Annotated in this window: 6 protein-coding genes; 1 reads left to right on the plus strand and 5 read right to left on the minus strand. The window is 62.7% G+C overall.

The genetic code is table 11. The features are described 5' to 3' along the window. From ACIQ7H_RS22245 to ACIQ7H_RS22255, 3 genes are all read right to left on the minus strand, one after another. A partial coding sequence (locus ACIQ7H_RS22245; protein WP_395795691.1) for a UvrD-helicase domain-containing protein occupies positions 1-459 on the minus strand: 459 nt, incomplete at its 3' end. Between the two features lie 49 nt (positions 460-508). Continuing rightward, the gene (locus ACIQ7H_RS22250; protein ID WP_395795693.1) at positions 509-766 is read right to left on the minus strand and encodes a hypothetical protein; all 258 of its coding nucleotides are present in this window, start codon (positions 764-766) and stop codon (positions 509-511) included. Then, a complete protein-coding gene (locus tag ACIQ7H_RS22255; RefSeq protein WP_395795695.1) occupies positions 753-1,160 on the minus strand; it encodes a hypothetical protein in 408 nt (135 codons plus the stop codon). Before ACIQ7H_RS22255 ends, ACIQ7H_RS22250 begins: the two co-directional genes overlap by 14 nt. A 187-nt stretch (positions 1,161-1,347) precedes the next feature. Here ACIQ7H_RS22255 and ACIQ7H_RS22260 point away from each other — a divergent pair, with 187 nt between their 5' ends. Further along, positions 1,348-1,617, plus strand: a complete 270-nt coding sequence (locus ACIQ7H_RS22260) for an HU family DNA-binding protein (RefSeq protein WP_395795697.1) — start codon at positions 1,348-1,350, stop codon at positions 1,615-1,617. A 72-nt stretch (positions 1,618-1,689) separates the two neighbouring features. Here ACIQ7H_RS22260 and ACIQ7H_RS22265 read toward each other — a convergent pair whose 3' ends face one another. Both ACIQ7H_RS22265 and ACIQ7H_RS22270 read right to left on the minus strand, forming a co-directional pair. Next, entirely contained in the window at positions 1,690-2,277 is a 588-nt protein-coding gene (locus ACIQ7H_RS22265) for an exonuclease domain-containing protein (protein WP_395795699.1), read from the minus strand. Beyond that, positions 2,246-2,671: hypothetical protein (locus ACIQ7H_RS22270; protein WP_395795701.1), on the minus strand; the 426-nt coding region annotated here is incomplete at its 5' end. The genes ACIQ7H_RS22265 and ACIQ7H_RS22270, both read right to left, overlap by 32 nt.

Below are 2,671 nucleotides of genomic sequence, written 5' to 3' on the forward strand. Positions count from 1 at the left end.
CGCGAGCGTCGCTTTCGCGCGCGTCACGAAGCCCAGAAACTCTTGGAACACATCGGCGCCCGGGCGCATACCTCGGAAGACCTTGGCCCACATGGGCTGAAATGTTTGCCGTGCTCGCGCTTCCCAGAAGCCCTCGCTCGCCTCAATGTGCGCGTCAGGCAGTTCGCCGCGCCGAACGAAGTGCTGGAGAAAGGCGAGCGCCAGTGAGTGATAGGTGCGGACCTTCGGCTGCTCGCCAGGCAGGCGCTTGGCGAGGCGCGACTGGAACTCCGTCTGGGCGGCTTTGCCGAACTGCAGGCAGAGGATGCGGCTGGGCTGCGCGCCGCCCTCGACGAGGCGCGCGATGCGTTCGACGAGGGTCGTGGTCTTGCCGCTGCCAGCGACGGCGCTGATCAGAGCATGGCCGTCACCGTGGTTGGCGACGGTCTGCTGTTCGTCTGTGAAGAGGCTTCTGCTCATCCGGCAATTGTCTCAGCCGGCGTTGCGATGCCAAGTTGGGTCGGCGCATCTACTCCGCGCGTTGCCGCGCCAGCGCTTCACGCCGGGCTTTAAGCGCGGCGCCGGCCAAACGGTTCGTGATTTCGGCATCGATGGCCTCCGGGCAGCTTTCTATGACGGCCGCGAGCGTTGATACCAGCGAGAAGTGAGCGTTCTGGAGCTGGTCACGTGCAGCGCTCCACTTGTCGGTGGCCTCCCCAGCAGATTCAGGAATGGCGAACCCGCGAGTGATCTGGACCCGGTTGGGCGCTTCTTCAATCATTGTCATGGTGGTCACCACCGCTGTTCAGCGCCCTGAGGAACTGGGGGCGCCAGCGATCAGGCAGGCTCTCCAGCAGCGATGCATCGAGCACGACACGACCGACGGAGCCGGGGCGGTCGCCCTCGAGGCCGTCGAGTCCGAACACGCTGGCGAAGCTGTCGTCGTTGGACTGCAGAAGGCCGACCTTGGTGGCCGGTGCGATAGCAATCCGACGCAACTCCGGATTCACCCACGATACGACGCGATCCGCGATGTCCGCCGGCATGGAAGGTGCCTCGTCAGAGCATAGGCGCCAAGGGTTTGGATGGCCGACCAGGTGTCGGACCGCGCGCTCTGGCACGGCGATGTATTTGGTTCGGTCTGTGTCGTTTGCGGTAAACAGCGCGGCTTCGGTGCTCATCGGCCTCTCGGATATCGGGGGACACACGACCACGATAGAGAACTTAGATGTCACCCACTTTCAGATTGGAGTCGGTTTCGTTGAGATTTCGCGCACCACTCGGTGTCAACCAGCTTGACCCGCTTCCCCTTGCCGGCTGTCATACGCGTCGGCGGAATTCGCCGCACAGTTCAAGGGAAGTCACCCGATGAAAAAGAAGGACCTGATTGAAGTCGTAGCTGAAGCTCACGAAATTTCCAAGGCTGAAGCCGAGCGCATCGTGGCCACGGTTTTTGCGACGATCGCCAAGGGCATCAAGAAGGAAGGTGAGGTATCGCTGTTCGGCTTCGGCAGCTTCAAGGTGAAGAAGCGCGCTGCACGCACTGGCCGCAACCCGCAGACCGGCGCGACGGTGAAGATCAAGGCGTCGAAGACGGTAGGATTCAAGCCCTCATCTGTGCTGAAGGCCTCGCTGTAAGCGAGTGCGTTCCGGAGCCCAGGCGCGGGGTGCGCGCGTGGGTTTCCTGCGAACTAGCAGCGATGATTTTGGCTAAAGACCCAGCGAATGCGGAATCAATCTCGCAATGTTCAACGAGTCGTCCATGCCGCGATGGTGCGCACCCAGCAGGGGCAGGTCAGCAAGCTGAAGGGCCTTGGCCATCCCTACCTGCTTGATCCCGAGCCGCTTTGCAAACCGGTCCTTCAAATTGGTGTGGAGGAGCGACGCCAGCGGATTCGCGAGCCCCTTGCGAGCGCATTCACGCTGGAGCTGGCGATGGTCGAAGGCGCCCCAGCTGCCCCACCCTTCGAGCATGGCTCGGCTGGATCCGAGCCAGCGGTCCAGCTCAGCCAGAACTGAGCTGAGCGAGTCTGCTGTATCGAGGTCCGCCTGCTTGATCGCCGTCAGGCTATGGCAAAACTCGGTGAGGGTAGGGCGCTCGGCCGGACGCACGAAGCGACCGAAGCGGTCTACAACCTCGCCCTGAAAGTTGGCGATCACCGCCACGATCTCGATGATCTCCATGGCGTCCGGCAGAACCTTCTCCGACGCCGGCGTGCCTTCATCCGAGCATGTGCATTCGAAGTCAATCACAATCAGGTGGGATTCAGGCATGAGGAGGGTATCGATCCGCTGCATGGGGGTCTTCTGCACGTCGCCGTGCGAGCTGAGCTGCGGCCTCGCTCGCGAGGTCCGGATAGGCTTTTGCGATGGCGGCGTAGATGCGCTCACGGACGATCCAACGTGCCTCGACAACGCCCGGCTCCTTGGCGCGGCGATCCAACAGGCGCTCGTAGTTGGAGCACTGGTGGCGCAGATGATTGACCTTCATCCGGGGCATCATCTCGTCGGTCGGCAGAGCATCGGAATCCGCCTGGCGTTCCATCGACGTGTTCCACCAGCGAATCACCGACGATTCCAGCTCGGCACAGCTCACGCGTCGCAGTGCGATCGGTACAGTCCGCGCCCACTCGATCACAGGCTCCTTTCGCTTGGTGGCCGTGGCCCTGCCGCGAGCAGTTCGCTCCTGCGC

The sequence above is a fragment of the Aquimonas sp. genome, assembly GCF_044377145.1.
Taxonomy (GTDB): Bacteria; Pseudomonadota; Gammaproteobacteria; order Xanthomonadales; family Xanthomonadaceae; genus Aquimonas.